At 39.3% G+C, this 25598-nt stretch carries 29 protein-coding genes, 2 tRNA genes and 1 pseudogene; 20 read left to right on the top strand and 12 right to left on the bottom strand.

What is annotated here, in order from left to right; genetic code table 11:
• The first annotated feature begins 3 nt into the window (after positions 1 to 3).
• The 8 genes from B9T33_RS03315 to B9T33_RS03280 all read left to right on the top strand — a co-directional run bounded on the left by B9T33_RS03315 (position 4) and on the right by B9T33_RS03280 (position 5395).
• On the top strand, positions 4 to 375 hold the full coding sequence (locus tag B9T33_RS03315; protein ID WP_086177527.1) for a DUF4845 domain-containing protein: 372 nt from the start codon (positions 4 to 6) through the stop codon (positions 373 to 375).
• Positions 347 to 1045 (top strand): ribonuclease III, encoded by a 699-nt coding sequence (gene rnc, locus B9T33_RS03310; RefSeq protein ID WP_086177526.1) that lies wholly within the window; start codon positions 347 to 349, stop codon positions 1043 to 1045. Before B9T33_RS03315 ends, rnc begins: the two co-directional genes overlap by 29 nt.
• On the top strand, positions 1045 to 2073 hold the full coding sequence (era, locus tag B9T33_RS03305) for a GTPase Era (protein WP_086177525.1): 1029 nt from the start codon (positions 1045 to 1047) through the stop codon (positions 2071 to 2073). Before rnc ends, era begins: the two co-directional genes overlap by 1 nt.
• A gap of 31 nt (positions 2074 to 2104) precedes the next feature.
• A complete protein-coding gene (locus B9T33_RS03300) occupies positions 2105 to 2308 on the top strand; it encodes an NF038104 family lipoprotein (RefSeq protein WP_086177524.1) in 204 nt (67 codons plus the stop codon).
• Positions 2309 to 2316: 8 nt separating this feature from the next.
• Entirely contained in the window at positions 2317 to 3033 is a 717-nt protein-coding gene (gene recO / locus B9T33_RS03295; RefSeq protein ID WP_213033187.1) for a DNA repair protein RecO, read from the top strand.
• A gap of 9 nt (positions 3034 to 3042) precedes the next feature.
• The gene (gene pdxJ / locus B9T33_RS03290; RefSeq protein WP_086177522.1) at positions 3043 to 3768 is read left to right on the top strand and encodes a pyridoxine 5'-phosphate synthase; all 726 of its coding nucleotides are present in this window, start codon (positions 3043 to 3045) and stop codon (positions 3766 to 3768) included.
• An 18-nt stretch (positions 3769 to 3786) separates the two neighbouring features.
• Positions 3787 to 4440 carry a tRNA-(ms[2]io[6]A)-hydroxylase gene (locus B9T33_RS03285; protein ID WP_086177521.1) on the top strand — a complete coding sequence of 218 codons (654 nt, stop codon included), beginning with the start codon at positions 3787 to 3789 and terminating at the stop codon, positions 4438 to 4440.
• Between the two features lie 124 nt (positions 4441 to 4564).
• Positions 4565 to 5395, top strand: a complete 831-nt coding sequence (locus B9T33_RS03280) for a DUF4198 domain-containing protein (RefSeq protein WP_228145772.1) — start codon at positions 4565 to 4567, stop codon at positions 5393 to 5395.
• Between the two features lie 184 nt (positions 5396 to 5579).
• On the opposite strand, the gene B9T33_RS03275 is transcribed toward B9T33_RS03280, so the two are convergent.
• Positions 5580 to 5655 (bottom strand) — tRNA-Asn (locus tag B9T33_RS03275).
• Between the two features lie 251 nt (positions 5656 to 5906).
• Here B9T33_RS03275 and B9T33_RS03270 point away from each other — a divergent pair.
• The gene (locus B9T33_RS03270) at positions 5907 to 6365 is read left to right on the top strand and encodes a hypothetical protein (protein WP_086177520.1); all 459 of its coding nucleotides are present in this window, start codon (positions 5907 to 5909) and stop codon (positions 6363 to 6365) included.
• Between the two features lie 52 nt (positions 6366 to 6417).
• On the opposite strand, the gene B9T33_RS03265 is transcribed toward B9T33_RS03270, so the two are convergent.
• Positions 6418 to 6852: a PaaI family thioesterase gene (locus tag B9T33_RS03265; protein ID WP_086177519.1), complete on the bottom strand. Its 435-nt coding sequence runs from the start codon at positions 6850 to 6852 to the stop codon at positions 6418 to 6420.
• 337 nt (positions 6853 to 7189) lie between these two features.
• On the opposite strand from B9T33_RS03265, the gene B9T33_RS03260 reads away from it, so the two are divergent.
• The gene (locus tag B9T33_RS03260) at positions 7190 to 7612 is read left to right on the top strand and encodes a GFA family protein (RefSeq protein ID WP_086177518.1); all 423 of its coding nucleotides are present in this window, start codon (positions 7190 to 7192) and stop codon (positions 7610 to 7612) included.
• A 127-nt stretch (positions 7613 to 7739) separates the two neighbouring features.
• Positions 7740 to 8609: a DMT family transporter gene (locus tag B9T33_RS03255; RefSeq protein WP_086177517.1), complete on the top strand. Its 870-nt coding sequence runs from the start codon at positions 7740 to 7742 to the stop codon at positions 8607 to 8609.
• 91 nt (positions 8610 to 8700) lie between these two features.
• Here the strand turns inward: B9T33_RS03255 and B9T33_RS03250 are convergent, their stop codons facing one another.
• Positions 8701 to 9927, bottom strand: a complete 1227-nt coding sequence (locus B9T33_RS03250) for a pyridoxal phosphate-dependent aminotransferase (RefSeq protein ID WP_086177516.1) — start codon at positions 9925 to 9927, stop codon at positions 8701 to 8703.
• A gap of 266 nt (positions 9928 to 10193) precedes the next feature.
• Complete coding sequence (gene map / locus B9T33_RS03245; RefSeq protein ID WP_086177515.1) at positions 10194 to 11021, bottom strand: type I methionyl aminopeptidase; 828 nt, start codon at positions 11019 to 11021, stop codon at positions 10194 to 10196.
• Positions 11022 to 11229: 208 nt separating this feature from the next.
• Here map and rpsB point away from each other — a divergent pair, with 208 nt between their 5' ends.
• The 6 genes from rpsB (at position 11230) to B9T33_RS03215 (ending at position 15876) form a co-directional block, all read left to right on the top strand.
• Positions 11230 to 11976, top strand: coding sequence for a 30S ribosomal protein S2 (rpsB, locus tag B9T33_RS03240; protein ID WP_086177514.1), 747 nt, complete (start codon positions 11230 to 11232; stop codon positions 11974 to 11976).
• Positions 11977 to 12117: 141 nt separating this feature from the next.
• Positions 12118 to 12993: a translation elongation factor Ts gene (gene tsf, locus B9T33_RS03235; protein WP_086177513.1), complete on the top strand. Its 876-nt coding sequence runs from the start codon at positions 12118 to 12120 to the stop codon at positions 12991 to 12993.
• Between the two features lie 189 nt (positions 12994 to 13182).
• Positions 13183 to 13692 (top strand): DUF3465 domain-containing protein, encoded by a 510-nt coding sequence (locus B9T33_RS03230; protein ID WP_086177512.1) that lies wholly within the window; start codon positions 13183 to 13185, stop codon positions 13690 to 13692.
• Positions 13693 to 13852: 160 nt separating this feature from the next.
• Positions 13853 to 14683, top strand: a complete 831-nt coding sequence (locus B9T33_RS03225) for an AraC family transcriptional regulator (RefSeq protein WP_086177511.1) — start codon at positions 13853 to 13855, stop codon at positions 14681 to 14683.
• A gap of 237 nt (positions 14684 to 14920) precedes the next feature.
• A complete protein-coding gene (locus B9T33_RS03220) occupies positions 14921 to 15562 on the top strand; it encodes an AzlC family ABC transporter permease (protein ID WP_228145771.1) in 642 nt (213 codons plus the stop codon).
• A complete protein-coding gene (locus tag B9T33_RS03215) occupies positions 15559 to 15876 on the top strand; it encodes an AzlD domain-containing protein (protein WP_086177509.1) in 318 nt (105 codons plus the stop codon). Before B9T33_RS03220 ends, B9T33_RS03215 begins: the two co-directional genes overlap by 4 nt.
• Before the next feature lie 92 nt (positions 15877 to 15968).
• On the opposite strand, the gene B9T33_RS03210 is transcribed toward B9T33_RS03215, so the two are convergent.
• The 8 genes from B9T33_RS03210 to B9T33_RS03175 form a co-directional block, all read right to left on the bottom strand.
• Positions 15969 to 16424: a DUF962 domain-containing protein gene (locus tag B9T33_RS03210; protein WP_086177508.1), complete on the bottom strand. Its 456-nt coding sequence runs from the start codon at positions 16422 to 16424 to the stop codon at positions 15969 to 15971.
• Between the two features lie 176 nt (positions 16425 to 16600).
• Positions 16601 to 17215 (bottom strand): septal ring lytic transglycosylase RlpA family protein, encoded by a 615-nt coding sequence (locus B9T33_RS03205; protein ID WP_086177507.1) that lies wholly within the window; start codon positions 17213 to 17215, stop codon positions 16601 to 16603.
• A 287-nt stretch (positions 17216 to 17502) separates the two neighbouring features.
• Positions 17503 to 18504 carry a lytic murein transglycosylase B gene (gene mltB, locus B9T33_RS03200; RefSeq protein WP_086177506.1) on the bottom strand — a complete coding sequence of 334 codons (1002 nt, stop codon included), beginning with the start codon at positions 18502 to 18504 and terminating at the stop codon, positions 17503 to 17505.
• Between the two features lie 22 nt (positions 18505 to 18526).
• Positions 18527 to 19669, bottom strand: a complete 1143-nt coding sequence (gene rodA / locus B9T33_RS03195) for a rod shape-determining protein RodA (protein ID WP_086177505.1) — start codon at positions 19667 to 19669, stop codon at positions 18527 to 18529.
• 130 nt (positions 19670 to 19799) lie between these two features.
• The gene (locus B9T33_RS03190) at positions 19800 to 20450 is read right to left on the bottom strand and encodes a hypothetical protein (protein WP_086177504.1); all 651 of its coding nucleotides are present in this window, start codon (positions 20448 to 20450) and stop codon (positions 19800 to 19802) included.
• 17 nt (positions 20451 to 20467) lie between these two features.
• The gene (queF, locus tag B9T33_RS03185) at positions 20468 to 21292 is read right to left on the bottom strand and encodes an NADPH-dependent 7-cyano-7-deazaguanine reductase QueF (protein ID WP_086177503.1); all 825 of its coding nucleotides are present in this window, start codon (positions 21290 to 21292) and stop codon (positions 20468 to 20470) included.
• Positions 21292 to 22065: an ABC transporter permease gene (locus B9T33_RS03180; protein WP_086177502.1), complete on the bottom strand. Its 774-nt coding sequence runs from the start codon at positions 22063 to 22065 to the stop codon at positions 21292 to 21294. The genes queF and B9T33_RS03180 overlap by 1 nt, the downstream gene beginning before the upstream one ends.
• Positions 22062 to 22997 (bottom strand): ABC transporter ATP-binding protein, encoded by a 936-nt coding sequence (locus B9T33_RS03175; protein WP_086177501.1) that lies wholly within the window; start codon positions 22995 to 22997, stop codon positions 22062 to 22064. Before B9T33_RS03175 ends, B9T33_RS03180 begins: the two co-directional genes overlap by 4 nt.
• 188 nt (positions 22998 to 23185) lie before the next feature.
• Between B9T33_RS03175 and B9T33_RS03170 the strand changes: the two genes are divergently transcribed.
• The 3 genes and pseudogenes from B9T33_RS03170 to B9T33_RS03160 all read left to right on the top strand — a co-directional run bounded on the left by B9T33_RS03170 (position 23186) and on the right by B9T33_RS03160 (position 25261).
• Positions 23186 to 23261 (top strand) — tRNA-Arg (locus B9T33_RS03170).
• 374 nt (positions 23262 to 23635) lie between these two features.
• A pseudogene (locus B9T33_RS03165) lies at positions 23636 to 23965 on the top strand (arginase family protein); the annotation flags it as partial.
• Positions 23966 to 23986: 21 nt separating this feature from the next.
• Positions 23987 to 25261 carry a Glu/Leu/Phe/Val family dehydrogenase gene (locus B9T33_RS03160; RefSeq protein ID WP_086177499.1) on the top strand — a complete coding sequence of 425 codons (1275 nt, stop codon included), beginning with the start codon at positions 23987 to 23989 and terminating at the stop codon, positions 25259 to 25261.
• Positions 25262 to 25598 lie beyond the last annotated feature (337 nt).

Raw genomic sequence — 25598 nt, 5'->3', positions numbered from 1 at the left:
AAAATGAGACATCAACGGGGAACGTCTTATATTGCAATTTTAATTGCTATCATTGGATTTGCTTTTCTAGCAAAAGCGTTAATCGCGGTTTGGGGACCGTATGTTGATGATCGTCTCGTCAACAATGAAATTGAAGATTTAATGAAGAGCAGTCCTAAAAACATTGCTCCGAGTAAGTTTGAATCACAAATGGCACAGCGTTTAGACATGAATGGTGTACGTGACTTAAACTTCAAAGAGATTGCTCAGGTCACTAATGTAGATAGTCTACAAGTGAAAAAAGATTATGAGATAAGAAAACCCTTCTTATTGAATATTGATATTGTGTTGAAGTTCGAGAAAAGTTTTGATCAAAGCTCAGTCCAAGCTAAATGAAGCCCGTTTAGCAAGTCGTATCGGTTATCAGTTTAAACAACCTGAATTGTTACAACTGGCCTTGACCCACCGATCGGTGAGCCATAAATACAATTATGAGCGCTTAGAATATCTAGGCGATTCATTATTGGGTATGATAATTGCCAATTATCTGTACCATGCCTATCCGAATGAAAATGAAGGGCGTTTAACGCGTATGCGTGCGACGCTTGTTCGTCAGGAGGCATTAGGTAAAATCGCCAACGATTTAAAACTCAGTCAGGAACTTATCCTAAGTACTGGTGAATTGAAATCTGGCGGTCATCATCGCGAGTCTATACTTGCCGATACAGTTGAATCAATTATTGGCGCGATATATGTGGATTGTCAGGATTTAAAAGTCTTGGAACCTATTGTTCTAAAATGGTATGTACCTTATTTAGACCATATTGAACCAACGGATCAACTAAAAGATCCTAAATCACGCTTACAAGAGTATTTACAAGCACGTAAAAAACCTCTCCCGGTTTACGAGGTTGTGGATATTCAAGGTGATGCACCAAATCAGCATTTTAAAGTGGAATGTACTGTGGTGGGTTTGCCTGTGAAATCTGGTGAAGGATCAAGCCGTCGCTTTGCTGAACAAGCAGTAGCGGCAGATATCTTAGAAATTTTGGAGCAAAAGTCTTAATGACTACTCATTCCGATCACGTAGATGCTGATCACGAGTCGCAAGGCGACAGTAACGATTTAATTAGCCAATTTTTTAGTGCACAAGGCACTGAAATTCCGGCAGATTTTAAAAGTGGATTTGTGGCGATTGTTGGTCGTCCGAACGTAGGTAAATCGACCCTAATGAACCATATTTTGGGTCAGAAACTATCGATTACTTCACGAAAACCGCAAACAACTCGACATAAAATTGTCGGTATTGACTCGCGTGAAAAATCTCAGGCGGTATTTGTTGATACCCCAGGGATGCATAAAAAAGAAGTACGTGCTATCAATAAAATGATGAACCGTGCAGCACATTCAGCACTTCGTGATGTGAACCTTGTCCTATTCGTTATTGATGCAGACAAATGGACACAAAATGATGATCTAGTTTTAGAAAAGCTGAAAAATGCGGATATGCCAGTGATTCTAGTGATCAATAAAATTGATACGCTAGAAAATAAAAACCATGCATTACCATTGATTCAAGAACGTGCAAAATTGATGAATTTTGCAGAAATTGTTCCTGTATCTGCATTGCGCGGTGCCAATTTAGATCATTTGCGCAATACCATTGAAAACTATTTACCGTTCCAGCCACCTCTTTATGCACTTGAACAATTAACGGATCGTTCAGAGCGCTTCCTTGCATCTGAAATTATTCGTGAAAAAATCATGCGTCAATTGGGTGAAGAGCTTCCTTATGATTTAACAGTTCAAATTGAATCATTTAAGACTGAAGAAGCGACGGTAAATCCTAAAACTGGTCGTCCAAAAGCGGCGTGTACTTATATTGATGCGACTATTTTTGTCGATCGCTCTGGTCAGAAGGCTATTGTGATTGGTGAGAAAGGTGCCAAACTGAAAAAAATCGGTATGGACGCACGTGTAGATATGGAAAAAATGTTCGAGCAAAAAATCATGTTAACGCTTTGGGTGAAAGTCAAAGGCGGGTGGTCTGATGATGAGCGTGCATTAAAAAGCTTAGGTTATAGCGATATCTAATCGTTAAACAACAAACTTTGAGGGAATAGTAATGATGAAAGTATTGGCCGTAGTTGCATGTGTTTTGTTTCTACAAGGGTGTATTCATAAAATCGTTACTGTTCCTGTTAAAGTCGCTTATAAAACCACCAAAGGTGTTGTTAAAGGTACAGCAGCAGTCGTGGGTGCAATCATTCCTGATGGGGATGATGAAGAAGACGAAGAAGATTCAAAAAAGAAAAAAAATAAGGATTAACGATTTAAATCATGCGTAATGAAGTACTGCATGGTTATTTAATTCACCATCGAAAATATCGCGAAAAAAGCCATATCGTGCACTTGTTTACACAAGAGCATGGCCGTGTGGATGGTATTTTAAGACAAACGCCACCACCGCAATATCAACCTATTTGTCTACAAGCCTCAGGTAAATCTGAATTAAAAAACTTCAGTAAACTGGAAATCGTTAATCAACCGATTTTCTTTTATGGCGATGCGTTTTTTTCGGGATTTTATTTAAATGAAGTCTTACTTCGACTTTGTCCACTCGAAGTTGAAATGTCGCAAACCTTTGCTCAATATGCGCACACGCTTGAGCAATTGCAGCTTATGTCTCAACAGGAAAATCCTGACCTCTTCTTAAGGCAAATTTTAAGACAATTTGAACATGAATTGCTGGAAGAGTTGGGCTACGCACTCGATTATTCAACGGATTCAAATCAGCAACAAATTCAAGAAAATGAAAACTATCAATTTCACTTAACCGATGGTTTTTTACCTGTTGTGAAAGCTTCACGTTCAAGCTTATTTGGACAGCATATTTTGAGTATGTGTGACTATGAAAAAGGTAGGGAATTTAGCCCTGAACAGTTACAATTACTCTCGAAGCTCTATCGACAAATGATCACTTCATTATTGGGAGATCGACCATTAAAGAGTCGCCAATTGTGGATACAGAATTCTCAAACTCAACGTCATTAGGAAATTATTATGGCAGCTTTGCTTGGTGTAAATATTGACCATGTGGCAACATTGCGTAATGCACGTGGCACCACTTATCCAGATCCTGTAAATGCAGCGTTGATCTGCGAGCAGGCAGGTGCGGAGGGCATTACCCTACATTTACGTGAAGACCGTCGCCATATTAAAGATGATGATGTACGCCGTATGCGTCCTGTTTTAAAAACGCATATGAATTTAGAAATGGCTGTTACTGCTGAAATGGTTGAATTTGCCAAAGAAATTAAGCCGCAGCATGTATGTTTTGTACCTGAAAAGCGTGAAGAAGTGACGACTGAAGGCGGTTTGGATGTTGTCGGTCATTTTGAAGATGTTAAAAATGCGACACAGGCACTTTCAGCATTAGGTTGTGACGTTTCTTTATTTATTGATGCTGATATCGCTCAGATTGATGCAGCAATTGCATGTGGTGCGCCAACCATTGAATTGCATACAGGTGCTTATGCTGATGCAGAAACAGCAGAAGCACAGCAGCATGAATTGGAACGCATTATTCAAGGGGCAGAGTATGCTGCTTCTAAAGGTTTGGTAGTTAATGCAGGTCATGGACTAAACGTTGAAAATGTCGCTCCAATTGCACGTATTCCGCAAATCCATGAATTAAACATTGGTCATTCTATTATTGCGGATGCAGTATTTATTGGTTTGGCTCAGTCTGTACAGCAAATGAAAGCTGCCATTAAAGCAGCACGTTAATTTTTTAAGTTAAGTGATATGTCGAATATTGATTATGATGCACTAATGAAGCCAGTCATTGGCTTCTTAGGCTGTGAAACACCTAAAGCTTGGCTTGATGAAGCTGTGAATAATCTTGATATTTTAATGCAAGATCATGCCAACTGTGAAAAGAAAGCAGCAAGTACAGCGATGAACTTAATGTTCAGATATAGTTTCTTCTCTGATTTACAAGTGAAGCTTGCTCAGTTAGTACGTGAAGAAATGTTGCATTATGAGCAAGTGCTTGAACTGATGGAAAAACGTGGTCAAGAATGGACTGCCATTAGTGCAGGACGTTATGCAGGTGGTTTGCGTAAAGAAGTGCGTACATTTGAACCTGAAGCTTTAATTGATATTCTAGTGATCGGGGCGTTTGTTGAAGCACGCTCTTGTGAGCGTTTCTACGCGCTTGCTCCGCTTGTAGATGAAGAATTAGGTCGTTATTACCGTTACTTGCTTAAGTCGGAATCACGCCATTATGAGGACTATCTCGCATTAGCAGTGGATGTGGCGACTACATCGAAGCTGAAAAATCCGAAAGAAGATATTCAGATGCGTATTGAGCATATCCGTGAAGTTGAAAAAAACTTAATTAGTACACCTGATGAACTATTTCGTTTTCACAGTGGAGTGCCGAAGCAAGCTGCTTAACTTCACACTTAATCCTCCGAAAGGGGGATTTTTTATACGTTCAATATAATTGAAATTAAGAATCATTTACATTGTTGGTTTTGAATCACTAGAATAGTCTAATTTTTCTAAATCGATTCGTCTCATGACTTTAACTAAATCTTATGCATTATTTTGTGCAATGTTTCTTGTCGCGGGTAGCAGCCATGCACATTATCCTTATGTCGCACCTTTAAATTACCAAACCTTTAATAATCATAGCGCAATCGTTTCAGGTTTTTATGACAATCCATTTGTGTCAGAAATTGCTATTAAAAATTTCAATTTTACGGTTTACACCCCTGAAGGAAAAAAATTGCAATTAAAAGAGGCTGATTGGGCAAAAACACAGACATTAAGTAGCTATAGTCTTGAAAATAAAACTGACGGAACATACCGCATTCGAGGCGAAAAATTAGCGAATAAAACAAGCTTTGCCTTTGATCAGAACCAATGGAAAACATTGATTCATGCAGATGCCGATCCTACAAAACCAGCACCTGCCAATGTTGTTTATGCATCTCAGCTCTCTAAAAAGACAAAAGTGAAGACAGTTCAAACTGTAGAACTTATTGAAACCTTTGTTTCACGCCGTAGTAGCTCAAGCAATGTTTTAAAAATGGATCAGCCTGAATTTAATATCGAATTTTTAAGCCATCCAAATGCAATTCAAAATGGTCAACTGATTCAACTTAAAGTATTAGATAAAAACAAAGGTATTGAAAACGTAAAAGTTGAAATTTTGGCACAAACTACGGATTACAGCCGTGATGGGAAAGTATATAAAAATCTTGAAACCGATCAGCAGGGCAATTTGAATTTTAGTTTGGCAGATAAAGGGCAATATTTATTGAAAATTGATTATCAGCAACCTTTTTCAATGAAAGCTGATGAGTTGAAGCGCTTTAAATATACTTTGAGTTTTAATGTGATTTAAAAGCTTAGAGGCACATTGAAGTTCTATAAACCTCTATATCATCTATAGAGGTTTTTTTATCCTTTTTAAAAGCTATACATTATCTGCTGCAAAGATTTCAACAACTTGCAGTGAAAGACTTATGGAGTAAAAAATTATAGGCCATAAAAAAGCCCATTCATTATGAAATGGGCTTTTTAGAATTTGGCTCTCCAACCTGGGCTCGAACCAGGGACCTGCGGATTAACAGTCCGTCGCTCTACCGACTGAGCTATTGGAGAATCTGAATGCGATTATAAGCAGATTTTAAAGTGGGTCAAGCTAAAATTAAGCTCTAATACAGGATTTAAGTGCGTATGCTTTATATTTGAACAAAAGATTCTATTTTCCAAAAAATTGTGCAGTTTGGCTTGCAATGAAAAAAATCAGTTGTTAGTCTGAATGCAACAACAGAGCGTTTAAGTGAAAACTTAAACAGTGTGGATTTAAACCCAACTTGCCAGCACTAAAATGGCTAAATCGGAGAAAGCGAATGAATACGCTCACTATTTCTCAAATTTTTTCAAACTTTTCTTATTATCAAGAAAATTACCTTTCTATACTTGCGGATCAATCTCAATATCAAATTCCTGTCGAAGAAGCATATGTTGATGTATGGCCACTTGGGCATCGTCAATTGTCTTTAGGTGATTTATTACAACTGTGGTTCAGCCAAAAATGGTTGATTGATGTGCCATGTCGTTTACGCCAAGAGCATAAAGATGGTGGATGTAAAACACCTTTACATCGTCAACAGGATTTGTATTTATATCAATTGGCGGGAAGTGCGCTTTCAGGTTCAAATCGTTCTAAAGTATGGTCGCTTTCGGAACAAAAAGTCCTTTCTGTTGAGCTTGATAGTGCTTTGAAATACTACTGTTTCCAAAAGGGAAGCAATCGAATCAACCTAAGCGATACTCAACTGATTCGTGCATTACATTCGGCTATTTAAAATAATTTATAAATTTTGAGTTGCTCGCATCGACAAATGCGAGCAAGTCTATTTATGCACGGATGATCATGCAAGTTGCTGTAGCATGTGCATATAACTTGCCTTCATCATCGACAATTTGACCTTCTGCAATCCCTAAATTTTTACTGATATTAATGGTTTTTCCCCAAGCTTTAAGTGGGGTATTGATTGGAATTGGTCTACACATTTTGACATTGAGATCAATTGTGCCATAGCCTACACCTGCTTCTAACATCGAAAAGACCGCACAACCTGTGACAGAATCTAAAACTGTTGCAGCAAATCCACCATGTACCCCACCGAGTGGATTGAGGTGTCTGTGATCGGCCTGAACTTGAAAATGCACCTCACCTAATTCAACTTTTCCAGTGAGCATTGGAATGGTTTCACTCATAGATGGCGCAGGAATATACCCATCACACATCGCTTGTAAAATTTGTAGCCCTGACATTTCTTTTGGATTCATTTTGTTCATTTCTAAATTAATCTATTAGTTTCTTTTTGGAACTTGATGTTCAATTAAACAAAATTCAGCCTTTTCGTCAATATTCAGCATTGGATTGATCAGTACAAAATCAATGAAATCCTAATCATAGATTGAAGTCATGCTCTGAACATACGAAACATAAATAGTGTAGGAGTATTTATTTTAATGAGCTGAGTGTTGTTGGCATTGGGAGAGCTTTACGAGATTGTTGTTTTTAAAGTGGTGCACAAAATTTACACACGGTTTTATTTTTTATGTATAAGATAAACAAGGATTTAGTAATTTACATAGTCTTCACATGGAGAAGGAACTCACAATGAACGTGTCTTGTTTATGCGGTAAAACCAAGTTCCAAGCCGTACTCAAAAATCATGATGTCCATGCTTGTCATTGTTCAATGTGTCGCAAGCAGTCGAGCGGAGTACTCATGAGTATTGATGTTGAACCAAGTAGTTTAAGGTTTGAAAATCAAGAATTTTTAAAACTATTCAAATCATCGGATTGGGGCGAGCGTGGTTTTTGTGGCGAATGTGGCACGTCACTTTTTTGGCGAACTCAGGATGGCAACTATTGTAATATCAATGTATTTGCGATGGTAGAACAGCCAAAAGATTTAAAGCTGACAACAGAAATTTATATTGATAATAAGCCTGATTTTTACCAATTCAAGCATTCTACAGAGCAGCTCACGGAAGCGGATGTGATTGCTTTATTTTCACCAGATGATGTCAAAAAATAAGGTATTGAGTTTGAGTTATCTGCGTTACACATCGATATTGCTGATAAATCGCATGAGAAAAACTCTCTAGATTTAATAAGATATATTCGATATATCTAAAGTAGACGTTGAATAAGGATGCTCAACCATGCTGCTGAAAATTTGTATTGCGATGATTGCCTTTGCGGCGAATTCTATTTTATGCCGTTTGGCCTTGGCACAGCATCAGATTGATCCGATGAGTTTTAGCTTGATTCGGGTGTGCAGCGGGGCGGCTGTTTTGCTGACTTTATATGCATTGTCAGCACATAAAACAAAAATAGAATGGAGCATTAAAAACGGTTTTTTTCTTGCGCTCTATATTGTTGCATTTTCCTTAGCCTATTTACATATTGATGCAGGTGTAGGCGCCTTGTTGCTGTTTGGCACAGTACAGCTCAGCATGGTGGGGTATGGACTTTGCCATGGAGAGAAAATTAACTTGCGCCGCGGAGTGGGATTAGCCATCGCCATTATTGGTATTTTAATTCTATTGTTGCCGGGTGCTTCAGCGCCCAATTTGATTTATGCAGGGATGATGGTGCTCTCAGGTATTGGCTGGGCCATGTACAGTATTGCGGGCAAAAATATGCAAAATCCATTGGCAAGCAGTTTAGCCAATTTTGTACTGGCAATTCCTTTTGTCCTATTGGCTTATATTGCTTTGTACAGCCAAAGCTTCGCACAGCCCAAAGGTATCATTCTAGCGATGCTTTCAGGTGGTTTAGCGTCTAGTGGAGCTTATGTACTTTGGTATGCCATAGTGAAGCAGATAGACCGTGTGACCGCTAGTAGCGTGCAGTTATCTGTACCGTGTTTGGCAATTATTGGTGGTGCGTTGTTTATTGGTGAGCCCTTAAGTTGGCGCATCATCATATCTGCTGCAATTGTTTTGGCAGGTATTGGCTTAGTGATTTGGGCTTCTGCTAAACCTGTTTCATTGCTTCAGCCAACATCAGATAACTCTCTGGAGAGGTAAGTATTTACAAATAAAAGTTTTTTGATGCGTAAATTGCATATAAAAAAACCCGCGAAGTTCGCGGGTTTTTAAATTTGATGGTTAAATCAAATTATTTTTCAGCAGCAATTGAAGCAATCGCAGCATCTACGCCTTCGATTGAATCAGCAGCTTTTTTGATACGAGCAAGCGCATCTACAAGTACTTCGTCAGCAGTTGCGTATGAAATACGCATGTAGCCACCAAGACCGAATGCATCACCAGGAACAACAGCAACACCAGTTTCTTCCAATAACCATGCAGAGAATTCTGTGCAAGATTTTAAACCTTTCGCACGAATCAATGGACGGATGTTTGCGTATGCATAGAATGCACCATCAGCAGGAAGGCAAGTAATACCGTTGATTGCATTCAAGCCATTTACCACTAAGTCATGACGACGGTGGAAAGCTTTAATCATTGGTTGAAGCACGTCTTGAGGACCATTCAATGCAGCTTCAGCAGCAACTTGCGAAATAGAAGTTGGGTTTGAAGTTGATTGAGATTGGATTTTTTTCATTGCGCCAATCAGTTTAGCAGGACCCGCTGCATAGCCAATACGCCAGCCAGTCATTGCATACGCTTTAGATACACCGTTAAGAATGATTACACGGTCGTAAAGGTCAGGTGCAACAGTTGCGATGTTGTAGAATTCGTCGTCCCAACGGATTGGTTCGTACATATCATCAGAAGCAACTAAAACTTCTGGGTATTTACGAAGAACTTCAGCTAAAGCTTCTAATTCAGCTTTAGTGTAGATCATACCTGTAGGGTTTGAAGGGCTGTTTAAAACCACTAAACGAGTTTTGTCAGTAATTGCTGCTTCTAATTGAGCAGGAGTGATTTTGAAGCGTTGTTCTTCACCACATTTTACAACTACAGGCACGCCTTCAGCGATGATAACCATGTCTGGGTAGCTTACCCAGTATGGAGCAGGGATGATTACTTCGTCACCTTTATTTAACAAAGCAAGTGCTAAGTTAAAGAAAGATTGTTTACCACCGCAAGATACCAAGATTTGGTTTGCAGCATATTCAAGATTATTGTCGCGTTTTAATTTAGCAATAATTGCTTTTTTAAGACCTGGAGTACCGTCAACAGCTGTGTATTTTGTAAAACCATTGTTGATAGCAGTAATTGCAGCATCTTTGATGTGTTGTGGTGTGTCGAAATCAGGTTCGCCAGCGCCCAAACCAATCACGTTTTTACCCGCAGCTTTCAATTCAGCTGCTTTATTGGTAACAGCAAGAGTTGGGGACGGTTTGATAGCATTTACACGATCAGAGAGACGTACGTCCACGGCAGTATTCCTTCTTATAGGGATTAAAAATTAAAAAGCACACTATCTTAGCTTAATTGCACACTAATGGGGAGTGGCAAAACCAACATTGTGAAAAAAAGTGTGTCTCCATATGAACGCCATTTATTGAATAAAATCATATTTAGTTACTTTATTTTAAGGCAAGTTTTTTATGTTTAGTTTAGAATTGGTTTAATCCAGAAAATACAAAAGGCCACCACTATGGGTGACCTTTTGCTTAAATTACATTGAATTGAACAACGTACTTATTGACCAAAGCGTGATAGATCTTCTTCAGGGCGAGCAGTAAGAACTTCGACACCATCTTTTGTTACAAGTAAGGTATGTTCGTACTGAGCTGACAAGCTATGATCTTTAGTCACCACAGTCCATTTGTCACCTAGTAATTTAGTTTTCCAGTCACCACCATTGACCATTGGCTCAATTGTAAAGGTCATGCCTTCTTCTAAAATCATACCAGTGTCTGGTTGGCCATAATGAAGTACTTGTGGTTCGTCATGGAACACAGTACCAATACCATGACCACAATATTCACGTACAACACCAAAGCGTTCTGACTCAACATATTGTTGAATGGCATGACCAATATCACCCATAGTTGCACCTGGTTTAACGACAGCCATACCACGGTACATCGCTTCTTGTGCAACTTTACAAAGGCGATTTGCCAAAATAGTGGTTTCACCACCCACGATGTACATCATGTTGGTATCGCCGTGGTAACCATCTTTAATAACAGTGACATCAATATTCAGGATGTCACCTTTTTTTAACTTTTTCGCTTCAGATGGAATGCCGTGACATACCACATGGTTCACTGAAGTGCAGATGACATGTTGGAACGCTGGGCGACCCGGTGCTGCTCCGTAGCCTAAACAAGCAGGAATGGCTTCTTGTTTATTGACAATATAGTCATGACAAATCGTATCAAGTTCTAGGGTAGTCACACCTGGAACAATGTGCGGTTTGATCATATCCAAAACTTCTGCTGCCAGTCGTCCCGCAATACGCATTTTTTCAATTTCGTCAGGGGTTTTGATTAAACGACGGGGAGCTTCGTAAGTACTGTTCATGATCTCTAAAAACTTTTGGAAATTTGTATGTGACTATGGTATAAATAGCCGCCCATTTTATCAAATGCTTTTTCGTGAATATCTTTTACGAGCTTTGTGCGATGGGGCAATAAAATCCGCACATATATCGACACATTTCTCTGGGTGCCTTTTAAAGGTGGAGAATGCGGGTATATGGAGGCCTAACCCAAACTTTAAGGTAAAGAAAATGGCAGATTACAACGTAAGCATGCGCGACCTTCTTCAAGCAGGCGCACACTTCGGTCACCAAACACGTTTTTGGAATCCAAAAATGCGCGAGTACATCTTTGGTGCGCGCAACAAAATTCACATCATCAACCTTGAACACACTGTTCCTGCGTTAAATGATGCTTTGAACTTTGCTAACAACTTGGCTAGCAAAAAGAACAAAGTTTTGTTCGTTGGTACTAAACGTGCAGCTTCTGCAATCATCCGTGAACAAGCTCAACGCGCTGGCCAACCATATGTTGATCACCGTTGGTTAGGTGGTATGTTGACTAACTGGAAAACTCTTCGTCAGTCAATCAACCGTCTAAAAGACCTTCAAACTCAATCTCAAGACGGCACTTTCGCTAAGCTTACTAAACGTGAAGCTTTAGAACGTACTCGTGAGATGGATAAACTTGAACGCGGTCTTGGCGGCGTTAAAAACATGGGTGGTTTACCTGACGCATTATTCGTAATCGACGTTGATCACGAAGCAATTGCAATTAAAGAAGCTAAAAACCTTGGTATTCCTGTAATCGGTATCGTTGATACAAACTCTAACCCAGACAACGTAGACTACGTTATTCCTGGTAACGACGATGCGATCCGTGCAGTTACTCTTTATGCTTCTGCTATGGCTGATGCGATTCTTGCTGGTAAAGAATATGCTCAATCACAAGCAAATGCACAAGCGAAAGGCGACGAAGCTCCTGCTTCTGAGGCTTAATGCGTTTGACGTAAGCTTGTCATTTTTGCGACATGTGATGGTGGCAAAGTAAGCGTCATGTATGCAGACGGCCCAAGAGACAGCTCTGGGCCGTTTCTGTTCTAAAAAGAATTCATTTTCTACCGTATTTAGGAGATTAACATGACTGCAGTTACAGCAAGCATGGTTAAAGAATTGCGCGATCGTACTGGTCTTGCAATGATGGAATGTAAAAAAGCATTGACAGAAGCTGGTGGCGACATCGAATTAGCGATCGACAACCTTCGTAAATCTGGTCAAGCTAAAGCTGCTAAAAAAGCGGGTAACATCGCTGCTGACGGCGCGATCACTATCGCTCAAGAAGGCAACAAAGCTATTCTTTTAGAAGTAAACTGCCAAACTGACTTCGTTGCTAAAGACGAAAACTTTGCGGGTTTCTCTGCTAAAGTTGCTGCTGCTGCACTTGCTGCTGGCGTAACTGATGCTGCTCAAATTGCAGAATTGAAACTTGAAGATGGTCACACTGTAGAAGAAGCTCGTATTGCGCTTGTTCAAAAAATCGGTGAAAACATCCAAGTTCGTCGTGCAACTATCGTTGAAGGCGAAAACCTTGCAGTTTACAAACACGGTTTAAAAATCGGTGTTGTAGCTGCATACGCTGGTGATGCTGAAACTGGTAAAGGTTTGGCTATGCACATTGCTGCATTCAACCCGGTTGCTGTAAACGAAGCTGGTGTTTCTGCTGATCTTATCGCTAAAGAAAAAGAAATTGCTGAAGCGAAAGCGCTTGAATCTGGTAAACCTGCTAACATCGTTGAAAAAATGGTTACTGGTTCAGTTCAGAAATACCTTAACGAAGTTGTTCTTGAGAACCAAATGTACGTTATCGATAACGATAAGAAAGTTGCAGACGTTCTTAAAGCTACTGGCACTACAGTTGCAAACTTCGTTCGTTTCGAAGTGGGTGAAGGTATTGAGAAAAAAGCAGAAATGAGCTTCGCTGAAGAAGTTGCTGCTGCTCAAGCTGCTGCAAAATAATCACTGATTATTTGCAAAAAAAGGTCCTCTTTTGAGGGCTTTTTTTATGTCTTTGGTTTTTGAAAATATTAAGATTAAAGTAAATCTATCGCTCAGTTAAAATCTTTTACATCGGTTTTAATCAAAACCTATTTCATGGCTATAATGTCTTGAATTAGCGAACACAGCCTAGTTTGGGCGATAAAGATTATGGCAAATAAAACAAATTTAACCATTGGTGGTGTAATTATTGCGCTGGCTGCAGCGTATTACGGTATTGATTTACAACAGCAAAATAAAGACTCGGTTCAATCAACTATACAGCAAACACCGCAAGTTGAATTAGAATCAACGCAAATTCCAACATCGACATCAAAAGCTTCTAATGCAACTGAAGTCATTGCACATGCCTTTAAAAATAAACTAAGTGATATACAGGTTGAAGGTGCTGGTAAGGTGGTTGCGGTACTAAGAGATGATAATGAAGGTAGCCGTCATCAAAAATTCATTTTAGAACTGAGCAATGGGCAAACTGTTTTGGTTGCACACAATATTGATCTTGCACCACGAATTGAACATCTGCAAAAGGGAGATACAGTGCAGTTCAATGGAGAATATGAATATTCTGATAAAGGTGGGGTAATGCACTGGACACATCGTGATCCCAACGGTCGTCATGTAAATGGCTGGTTAAAGCATAATGGAAAAACATATCAATAGATTCAAATCATTTTCCACAGCAAGTTGAACCTAGATGAAAGCATCTTAATTTTGTTTATTTTGAAACATTTTTAAAGATGAAAAAATCAAATGAGCAATTTTGTTCTATGCAGTTTGAAATAAGTCGTTAAAGTGAAATGCTAGCGATGTGGAATAGTTTATGCAAGAAAGTAAAGCACATGAGTTTGTCGATTATTGGCACGTTCAAGAACTAGGTGGACTTGAACTGCTTAAAGCATCCTATCATGAAACTGAATTTTCTAAGCATACACATGAAGGCTATTGTATCGGTTTAATTGATGAGGGGGCGCAATCTTTCTTGCGTACAGGTCATCAGCATATCGCTCCCAAAGGTGACATTATATTAGTGAATGCAGACGAAGTTCATACGGGTTCATCTGCGGTAGATTCAGGGTGGTGCTATCGCGCAATATACCCAACCCCTGAGATGATGGCAGACATCAGTCGTGATTTTTTTAAATCGACAGGGAGTGCACCTTGGTTTCCTCATGCGGTTGTACATGATGAGGGACTGGCAATCCAGTTGAACATGTTATTTGATTTATTGATCCAATCGCAAAATTCATTGTTTAAAGAAAGCTTATTTTTATCGACCACAGCCTATTTGATTAGTCGCCATGCAATGACAAGGCAGACTTTAAAAAATTTGCCTGAAGCCCAGAGAAAAATACAGCTTATTCAAGAGATATTGGCTCATGAGCCAGAAAAAGAACATCAATTATCTGATCTGGCAGAGATTGTTGGTTTGAGTCCGTGGCATTTATTACGGCAATTTAAAAAATATACGGGCTTGCCGCCGCATGCTTGGTTAGTACAATGTCGCTTACACAAGGCATTGAGATTGTTAAAAAGCGGTCAAGAAATTGCGCTCACAGCGCAATTATGTGGATTTTCAGATCAGAGTCATTTTAACCGCCATTTTAAAAAAGCTGTTGGTTGTACACCTGCACAGTACATGCTGAATTTTTAAAAGTTGAAATAGATTAATTTTTAAAGTTCTATAAATAAAACATAAATCAATGAAAAAACATTTTTAAGCTGTGATTAAAAATAAGCCGTCATCCACAATTTTGTTCAATTCATACCCCGACATTTATTTCATTCTATTCACTAATCAATAAAGTTGACGTGTTTAAAAATGAATTGCTCCAAAAATGAGATTGATCTCACTTTAAAACCTATGGGTTTTTGGAAGGGGGTGGTGGATATGTTGCCATTATCATTAGCTGTTATTCCTTGGGGGATATTGGCGGGATCGGTCGCAATAAATGCAGGTTTAAGCGTGATGCAAGCATTCGGTATGTCTGCATTGGTATTTGCTGGCGCAGCCCAATTGGTGAGTTTAAGCATGCTTACAGCTGGTGCTTCAATCTTCAGTATCATCTTGACTATTTTTTTCTTAACCAGTCAACATTTTATTTATGCATTACAGCTTCGTCATAATGCGATCCAATTACCGTTGGTTAAGCGCATATTGTTAGGTTTTTTACTGACAGATGAACTTTATGCTACTGCAATGTTATACGAACATCGTTTTAGCTATCGTTATTTAATTGGTGCGGGTTTTAGTTTTTATCTCTGTTGGGTCGGATTTAGTGTGGTTGGGATTTATCTAGCTCGAATCGTTCCGGATTTATCTGCCTTTCATTTGGAATTTTCCATTGTGGTCATTTTTATTGTGATGGCTATCTTGGTGATAAAAGAGACTTTAGCAATTTTTGGCATGTTGATCTCTGCCTTGCTCGCAGTGGTTTTTAGTTGGTTTAAATTTGACGCGGCCATTTTGGCTGCTGGCATGATTGGGATGGCAGTTACCGCAATGTTGGATATTAAGCGGGGTCAGTCGTGAGTTGGGTATTATTGTTCGCGTTGACAGCTGTAACCTTTTTTAATCGCTATGTATTTCTTGAACCCAAAACTATGATCCGCCTGCCTAAATTTACGTTGCATATGTTGAAATACGCTGCACCGTGCTTAATGATTTCTATTGTGAGCCCTGTAATATTTTTTGAGGGTGGTGAGTGGAAAGGGGGGTGGGGCAATAGCTATTTTTATGGTGCACTATTGACCATTCTTGTAACTTGTATAACGCGAAAATTACTTTTGAGTATTAGCCTGAGTTTGATGCTTTTCTATATTTATATCTACTTTATTTCGTTCTAAATTGGGCGAAATAAACCTTATAAAAAATATGGGAAAAGCATCAAAAAAAGCGTCAAAACATTCTTTTCGTCAAATTTAAATTTATATATGCTCTAAATGCTCGCTATTTGCGTTTTTTGGCGTGTTTTCCAATTTGGTAGTACTTTGTTTAGGTAGGAATCAATGCAGCAAATAGGACCAATGAGGAAGAATTGGAGATCTTTAAAGAAAGAAGGTTTTTTACCTTCCACTTTGTGTCCATAAAATTGGCCAATCCAAGCAAAAATGAACAGCGCAATATAGAGGCCATATCCAACGGGTAGTACCCAAATGAGCCATGCCATGACTAAGGTTAACGCAGCCATTGCAACGGCCAATACGATGTCTAAACGTGCGTAGAAAATAAATGCGAGCGCTAGAAGTACGGCAGTCAATAAAGCACTAAAGTGAGCCAAGATGCCAACAATAGAAAAATAGATGGTCGGGACACAGATCCAATGAATTATTTTATTGGTTTTGTTCTGATGGCTCTCACTGTATTCATCAAACCATTCGGTAATTGATTTCATGACAATCCTTGATCATGCCGATAATGACTAAAATATAAACGAGAAATAGACGTTGGCCAAAACGGGCAGGGAGAGATCAAGTTATAAAAGGTGTGAAACGATGAAAGAAGAAATAAGTGACAAATAAAAAACCACGCGATGCGTGGCTTTGTTAAATGTAGTCACTCAATTGGGGATTAAGAATTTGGACCGTCTACACGCTCAATGCTGACATTGGCTGTACCTGCACTGGTAATACCCAGTTGTTTTGCAGCACCATAAGACAAGTCAAGAACACGGTTACCATGGAATGGACCACGATCATTTACTTTTACCACAACACTTTTACCATTATTGCGATTCGTTACACGAATAAAGCAGTTTAGTGGCAGGCTACGGTGAGCTGCAGTTAATGCATTCATATCGAATGTTTCACCGCTTGCTGTTTTACGACCGTGAAATTGACGACCGTACCAAGACGCTGTACCTGTTTGGCTAAATTTACGCACCGTATTTGATGCGACTGTATTTAACTTTTCAATCACTGAAGGCTCGTCTTCAGGGATTTCGATTTTAGCAGCGATTGTTTCACGACGAATTTTATCGCCAGAACGCTCAGTGATTGAAAGGCTACTTAAATTTGTAAAGTTTGAATTGAAGCTTTGCGCTTCTTTATTCAATACACGTGCCGCAAGACGAGAATTATCATTGTCATGATTGAATGACGATGATTGAACCATCTCAGCTTGAGACTGACTTAGCGCAACTGCCGTGGCAACCGCTAAGGCATATTTAATAATTGATGACTGCATTGTTTATCTCCCAATGGCATATTTTCATGGCTCAACTAAGTGGCTGAAAACCACGTAAACACGTCTGATATTTCACATTTGCAACTACTTTTAACGAGATGGATAATATTCATGCGATCGGGAGGCTGTCTAGTGTTTAATTAAAATACTTTGAAATTGTCTAAAAAAATAACACTTAATGGTTAAAAAATAGTCAATAATGTAACAAGATGTTTAGAAAGTTTAAAAAACACCCATTTTGCTTGAGAAATTTATTGACTTTTGATTTTTGTAGTAAGTTACAAGTCTTAACGACCTGTAACTTCAGTACCTAAAAGCCACAATGCAGTCGCATACATACGGCTTTTGTTGTAGGTCGTAATGACTTGGAAATTTGGGTAAGTGATGTAATAAATTGGGCCATAACTGTCCTGAAGTTGGATCACATTAACCAGATCTAAATCATCAATTTTTACCAATGGATTCATAGGGGTTACGCCCTGAGCCTTTAAAACGCCATAAGGAGTAGGCTGATTTAAATCCTTGGCAATGATGGCATCAGGATTGTTTCCAGAATAACGAGCAGCAAAGGCAATCGGTTGGTTACGTTGCCAACCATAATTTGCTAGGTAATTTGCAATCGATCCAATCGCATCGACAGCTGAGTTTCGAAGGTCAACATGACCATTTCCATCGTAGTCAACTCCAAACTTTGGAATATTACTTGGCATAAACTGTGGGTAGCCAACGGCACCTGCATACGATCCGACTACAGAATTGGTCGGTACACCATCTTTATATGACCATGCGATCAATGCGGCGAGTTCATCTTGGAAATATTGCGCACGACGTTCATAGCCAAAACCGAGTGTTGCAAGCGCATCACGGGTAATAAAATTACCTTTATTGCTGCCATAACCTGTTTCTACACCCAAAATGCCTAAAATCACTGACTGGGGGACACCAAATTGCTGTTCTGCACGGTTTAATGTGTCTGCATACTGGTTTTTAAAACGAATACCACGTTGAATCGTACTTTCAGCGAGAAAATTGGTTTTATATTGATACCAGGGTTTTGATTCACCTGGACGATTCATAATCGAGATGATATTGGGCAGATTTTTACTGCCTTGCATTGCCCAGTCAACTTGATTTTCACTCAGCCCATAGGTTTGCATGGTATTTTGTTTAAAGGCTGCATATGCAGGATGAGACTGGAAATCGTTGGCCTGACAAAAACTGGTCAGAGAAAGAGCACCGCTAATTACGGCAAGGTGAGTCAATTTTTTATATAAATTTCGATTTAACATAAATTAAAAATTTCCAAGTTTATTAACGATGAGTATGAATGGCCATTACAAGGCCAAAAGCAGCCATTAAGGTGATGATGGCTGTGCCGCCATAGCTCATAAAAGGTAGAGGAATACCTGTAACGGGTAAGATACCACTGACCATACCTGCATTCACAAATACATATACAAAAAAAGACAAACCTAGTCCGCCTGCAAGTAAGCGACCATAATTGTGGAAGCTATTCAGTCCGATCATAAGTGTACGAAAAATGATGGCGAAATAGAGTAAAACTAAAATGCAGATACCAAAGAAACCAAATTCTTCAGAATAGGCAGCAATGATGAAATCTGTATGACCTTCAGGTAAAAAATGTAGGTGAGATTGGCTGCCTTGTAAGTAGCCTTTACCTGAGATTCCACCTGAGCCAATCGCCGTTTTTGATTGAATAATATTCCAACCTGCACCTAATGCATCCGCTTCTGGGTCAAAGAGCGTCATAACACGCTTTTTTTGATAATCCTGAAGTAAAAATTGCCAAGTCAGTGGAATGAGTACGGCAACCGTTGTCATCGCACTTACAATTAACCACCACGGTAAGCCACTTAAAAATAGGACAAAAATGCCGCTGGCAAGCACCAGAGCCGATGTTCCAAGATCAGGTTGTTCAGCGATAAGTAAAAAGGGTAAACCAATCAGGATTAAGCTGATTACAATGTGCTTGAATTTAGGAGGAAGTGAAAACTTTGATAGATACCATGCCATCATCATTGGCATGCCAATTTTCATAAATTCACTGGGTTGTACGCTTGCGACACCCGGAATACTCAGCCAGCGCTGCGCACCCATGCGCACTTCACCGACGAACATCACTGCAAATAAGCAAAGTAAGCCAAAGATATAAAAAAATGGACTAAAGCTTTGGTAAACCTTGGGTGGTATTTGAGCCAGACTAAACATCACCAGAAATCCAATCAGGAAACTGATGCCTTGGCGTGTCACCATACCGATGTCTTGACCAGATGCACTATATAAAGTCACAAGTCCTAATAGGGCATTGAGGAATATGAAACTTGTGAGCCAAGGGTCAATATGTAGTCGTTCCCAAATTGAAGGCTGCATCGCCGTACTCAGGCCATCTCGTGGTGACTGACGCAAAAACTTATATTGAGAATCTAAAGTCATAAGTATAATGAAGCTATGGGCTTTTTTTATAGGCGCATGCTAGCACAGTCTTGCACTAAAATAAGGCAGATCAATATTTTGCAATAAAAAAACCTAGCGGCAGCTAGGTTTTTTTTGAACAAAGATTCAATTAGTGATTAAACATCGAATCATGTGCTTCTGCTAAAGCACCCATTTCTTCTTTGGTCAGATTTGGGAAAATTTTATCAATCGCAATATGAATCGCTTTAATCACAGCAGAAGAACCGATATCGGCTGCTTTGCGCTTAATCATGCCCAAGTCCAACGTTTTATTAAAGTCATTCATAAAATGACGCACGGCAGCTTCAGCGAACTGTTTATATAGTTCAGCAAAAGCCGCTTTATTAACGTCAGTGCCTGCTTTAATTTCAGCATAACTATTTTTAAGGTTAGTGATTAAGCCTGAATCAAGGGTTAAACCAACACGATGCTTGCCTGCAGCATCTTGAAATAAACTTTTTTCAGAAAACTCGATGGATTGTTTCACCACATCATTTGACGATTTACCTAATAATTGCTTGAGTAAAACGGCAACGGTTGATTTGACATAACCTGCAAGTTTTTCAGCGGTATCACGCTTGTCGCTTGCTGGGAAAAGATGTACAGGAGCTAAAATAGTTGCACCAATGATTTCTTCATTAATCAGTAATGCAGTTTTATCACGTAAAGGATAAAGTGGTTCACTTGAATTTTTTTTCTCATGACCGGTTTGAATACTGCTGAGAAGTTCCTCAGTCGGAATAAATCCAAAAAATGGCATCACTAACCTCAAATTTTTTATTGTCGCGCCAAACGAATTGGGCGAGGCATCCATGTTAAATCCGATACACGACAAGGGTTGATGTCCAATCCACCACGACGTGTATAGGTTGCATAAACCATCAGCTTACTTGGTTTGAGGTTCTGCCAAATATCGGCAAACATCTGTTCCACACATTGTTCGTGGAAACCATTGTGCTGACGGTAAGAAATAATATAAGCCAGAATACTACGATAACAAGGCTGAATACCTTTATACCTTATAAATACGGTTCCCCAATCAGGTTGACCCGTGACTGGGCAGTTACTTCTTAATAAATGTGAATAAAATTGAACTTCAACTTCTTCATTTCCATTTATTGCAGTTTGATCAAGCGCCAATAAATCTGCATTTGGATGATTTTCTAATGCAGTGGGCTCTAGATCGTCAATGCAAATGCCTTCAGGTTGAGAAATTTCCACACCATCGACATGAAAAAGATCAATGGTCACTGGTGCATTGGCCGCAGCAGATAAATCTTTTTCAACAGTTGCCTTAAAGGCATCACGTGACTCGAACTTGGTAAAGTTCATACTATTAAAGTAGAGCTTTAAGGATTTTGATTCGATGAGATTGTCAGAGCTAGCAGGCAAAGTTAAACGTCCAATTGCCACTTGAGGCACACCAGACACATTTAGCCATGAAATTTCAAATACATGCCACCAGTCTTTGCCTTGGCGAATCCCTTCAACGTGGGCATATTTTTCACGTGCTGTAGCACGTGCAATCGGAAACAGAATATCGGGTTGATATGCTGTTGGATAGTTGGTGTCTTTACCTAAGAGAGAATGTTCTACACTCATTATTCACGCATTCCTGAACCACGAGAAAGTAAATGATACGCTACGCCATAAAGTAAAACGCAGCATGCAGTAATAACTGTCAGTGAAATGCCTACATTGACATCGCTATGGCCTAAAATACCGTAGCGGAATGCATTGACCATATACACGACAGGGTTAATTAAAGAGAGATTTTGCCAAAAAGGACTCAATGATGAGATGGCATAGAAAACGCCGCCTAAATAAGTGAGCGGAGTCAGGACGAATGTCGGAATAATCGAAATATCGTCAAATGATTTTGCATAGACAGCATTAATAAAGCCGCCAAGCGAAAACAATAAAGAAGTAATAATCACTGTATATATAGTTACGAAAATATTGGTGATGTGCAATTCCGTAAAAAACAGGCTCATAGCAGTCACAATCATGCCGACCAGAACACCACGGCAGACACCACCGATCACATAACCCCAAAGCACCATGTGTAATGGCACAGGACTCATAATCAGTTCTTCAATGCTTTTTTGAAATTTAGCACTAAAGAAGCTTGAAGATACGTTGGCATAACTATTAGTAATTACCGCCATCATAATCAAGCCGGGCACAATGAATTGCATATAGGTGAAACCACCCATTTGTCCAATGCGTGAACCCACTAAATTACCAAAGATCACAAAGTACAAACTCATGGTGATTGCTGGTGGTAATAATGTTTGGGGCCAGATTCGCATAAAGCGGCGAATTTCTTTGTGAACCAATGTATAGAGGGCAATACAAAGTTGATTAAAATTCATTGTGCTGCACCTTCAAGATTTTTTTCAACCATACGTACAAATAGTTCTTCAAGACGGTTGGATTTATTACGCATACTGCGTACTTGAATCCCTTGAGATTCCATGAGTTGAAATAGGTCATTCATGGTATGGGCTTTATCCATAGTCACTTCAAGTGTTACAGGATCGACTAAATTAAAACGCACACCAATAATTTCAATATTTAAAGGTTCGATGGGTTCTGCCAAATCAAAAATAAAGGTTTCTTCATTAAGCTGACTTAGGAAGCCTTTCATCGTTGTATCTTCTTTAATGACACCACGGTCAATAATCGCGATACGACGACAAAGCATTTCTGCTTCTTCTAAATAGTGTGTGGTTAAAATGATTGATGTGCCTTTATCATTCATTTCAGTCAGGAAATCCCACATTGAACGACGTAGTTCGATGTCAACGCCCGCAGTGGGTTCATCCAAAATTAGAAGTTTCGGTTCATGCATCATCGCACGGGCAATCATTAAACGGCGTTTCATACCGCCAGAAAGCATACGACCTTGGGTATTTCGCTTTTCCCAGAGTCCCAATTTTTCTAAATATTCTTCAGCACGCTGTTCTGCAACTTTTTTAGGAATACCGTAATAACCTGCTTGAGTGACTAAAATGTCAAAAGTCTTTTCAAATTGACCAAAGTTAAACTCTTGTGGCACTACACCTAAGCATTGTTTGGCATGAGACGGATGGGTATCCAAATTATGGCCAAAAATTTCTACAGTCCCTGAGGTTTTACGAGTGAGTGAACTGATAATACTAATCGTAGTCGATTTACCTGCACCATTTGGACCCAAAAGTGCATAAAATTCACCTTCAGGTACGGTTAAATCAATACCTTTAAGTGCCTGAAACCCATTTTTATAGGTTTTTGACAACTGCGTTAACGTCAGTGCATCAGTCATAAATCTTTCACTCTATAAATAGTGTGAGTATTGTGCGATATCGGACAAAATAAACCAAGTAAATCGTACGGAATTCTGCATTGCAAAAATAGGATGTTGTACAAAGCTTAGGCAGAAAAATGGCTGACTTATATATAGTTGCTTTACCTTGGAGTTTTTTTTGTTATGATGTGCGCAATCCAAAATAAGCGCTCATAGCTCAACTGGATAGAGTACAGGTCTCCGAAGCCTGTGGCGTGGGTTCGAGTCCCGCTGAGCGCACCATATTTTTACATCACATTTTTCTAATTTTTAGATATTTCTACATTTAGTATTCAAAAGTCGCTATTCAACTCATCAAAAATCGCAGCCTCTAATATTTTAGTTTTCTTTGATATGGTTAATTTTGAAGGAATCCTTAATTAGTATTTTATGTGTGATGTGACTTTTCATTTGAATTAGGTTTTTCTTAAAAATAAAAGTACGCCAAAAGGCTAAATAAAACGAAATACCAAACTCCTCGCACAAACTGATTGCCCTTAATAAGTTCAAAAAAATTTAAAATAGTAATAAATGCTATTAAAGCTAAGCTTACATATATAAAGAGTATGTAAGACCAATCCTAAAATCATTCTTATTTTTCAGGCTTTTCACATGTCTATCTTCGTTGTATTTTTGATCATGAGCTTGAAGCAGCTCAGCTGGAACAAGTTTTATCTAAAATAGATCAATTTATACAATCGGTAGATTGGTTATATATCACAGTTGATTTAGATGTTTTTGCCGCATCGATTGCGCCCGGGGTTAGTGCGCCTGCGGTCAGAGGTATTGATTTAAAGATGTTTGAACAGCTTATGCAGCACATTCAGAACAGTGGAAAAATCAAGTTGCTGGATATTGCTAAGTGCAATCCAACTTATGATCAGGATGCAAGAACTGCAAGACTTGCAGCTTTCATCGCCCACAGTTATATATTTAACCTACAATAATTTAAAAATACAGGAACAATAATGTCTAATCTCTCTTACGCAAATGGCGGCAACGGTGCATGGCAAACTTTTCTGGCGCAGATAGACCGCGTGGCGCCTTATTTAAGTGAAGATCTGGCAGATTATGTCGATACTTTAAAACGCCCAAAACGCGCTTTAATTGTCGATGTGCCAATCATTATGGATGACGGAACAATTCAGCATTTTGAGGGCTACCGTGTTCAGCACAATTTATCGCGCGGGCCGGGCAAAGGCGGTATCCGTTTTCATCCAGAAGTCGAATTAAATGAAGTGATGGCGCTCTCGGCGTGGATGACCATTAAAACTGCGGTGCTAAATTTACCTTTTGGCGGTGCAAAGGGCGGTGTACGTGTTGATCCACGTAAACTTTCACCACGTGAGCTAGAGCGTTTAACTCGACGTTATACCAGTGAAATTGCGCATATTATTGGGCCTCAAAAAGATATTCCAGCACCAGATGTAGGTACAAATGCCAATGTGATGGGCTGGATGATGGATACCTATTCATCAGGTCAGGGCTATACAGTGACAGGTGTGGTAACCGGTAAGCCCGTGCATTTAGGCGGATCTTTAGGTCGTGTCAAAGCCACGGGTCGCGGTGTGTATATTACAGGCTGCCAAGTAGCGCAAAAGATTGATTTGGACATTGCAGGTGCCAAAGTCAGTGTTCAGGGTTATGGTAATGTGGGGAGTGAAGCTGCCAATTTATTTGCCTTATCTGATGCAAAAATTATCTGTATTCAAGATCATACAGGCACGATTTATAATGCCATGGGTATTGATTTAAACAGCTTGCATACACATGTAGAAAAAAATCAGGGCGTTGCAGGTTTTGCAGGTGCAACTTCAATTGATAACGAAGCATTTTGGGATGTAGAGACAGACATTATTATTCCTGCTGCACTGGAAGGTCAGATTAATGCCGAACGCGCACAACGTTTAAAAGCCAAAATGATTTTAGAAGGGGCTAATGGTCCGACGTATCCTGAAGCAGATGACATCTTGCGCGAACGTCAAATTATGATTGTTCCAGATGTAATTTGTAATGCTGGCGGTGTGACAGTCAGTTATTTTGAATGGGTTCAGGATATGGCAAGCTATTTCTGGAGTGAAGCCGAAATTAATGACCGTTTAGATAAATTGATGATTCAAGCGGTAGAAGATGTTTGGACGTGTGCTAATAATAATGCCTGTACCTTGCGTACCGCGGCCTATATTTTAGCTTGTGAACGTATTTTAAAAGCGCGGAAAGAACGCGGTATTTTTCCTGGCTAAGAGACAGATAGGGCCGATAACCGTTTTTATTCAACTTAACGTGAAGCTAGATTTAGCAATGGCTTTTGCAAACATGGACTTAAGTTTGACCGTTGTGATTCCAATCAACGTTAATTTGAACCGAACACATTTTCTGCTTATTTGAAGATGAAAGCAATTGTATTTATTTTGTTCAAATGTTTGGAAGTGTTAAAGCGACTTGCGTCTAAAAACAGCAGTGCTATATTGATACTACAGCAGGTCAATAAAAATAATGACGCTGCTATGAGTTGGACGGATCAATGACAGCTAATTGAGTCGCAAACTTCGGTTAAGACAATAAATCAGCACTAGCCAT

The sequence above is a fragment of the Acinetobacter sp. ANC 5054 genome (assembly GCF_002135295.1).
Classification (GTDB): Bacteria; Pseudomonadota; Gammaproteobacteria; order Pseudomonadales; family Moraxellaceae; genus Acinetobacter.
The sequence above is the reverse complement of the archived record's forward strand: the minus strand, read 5'-3'. Positions and strand labels throughout refer to the sequence as shown.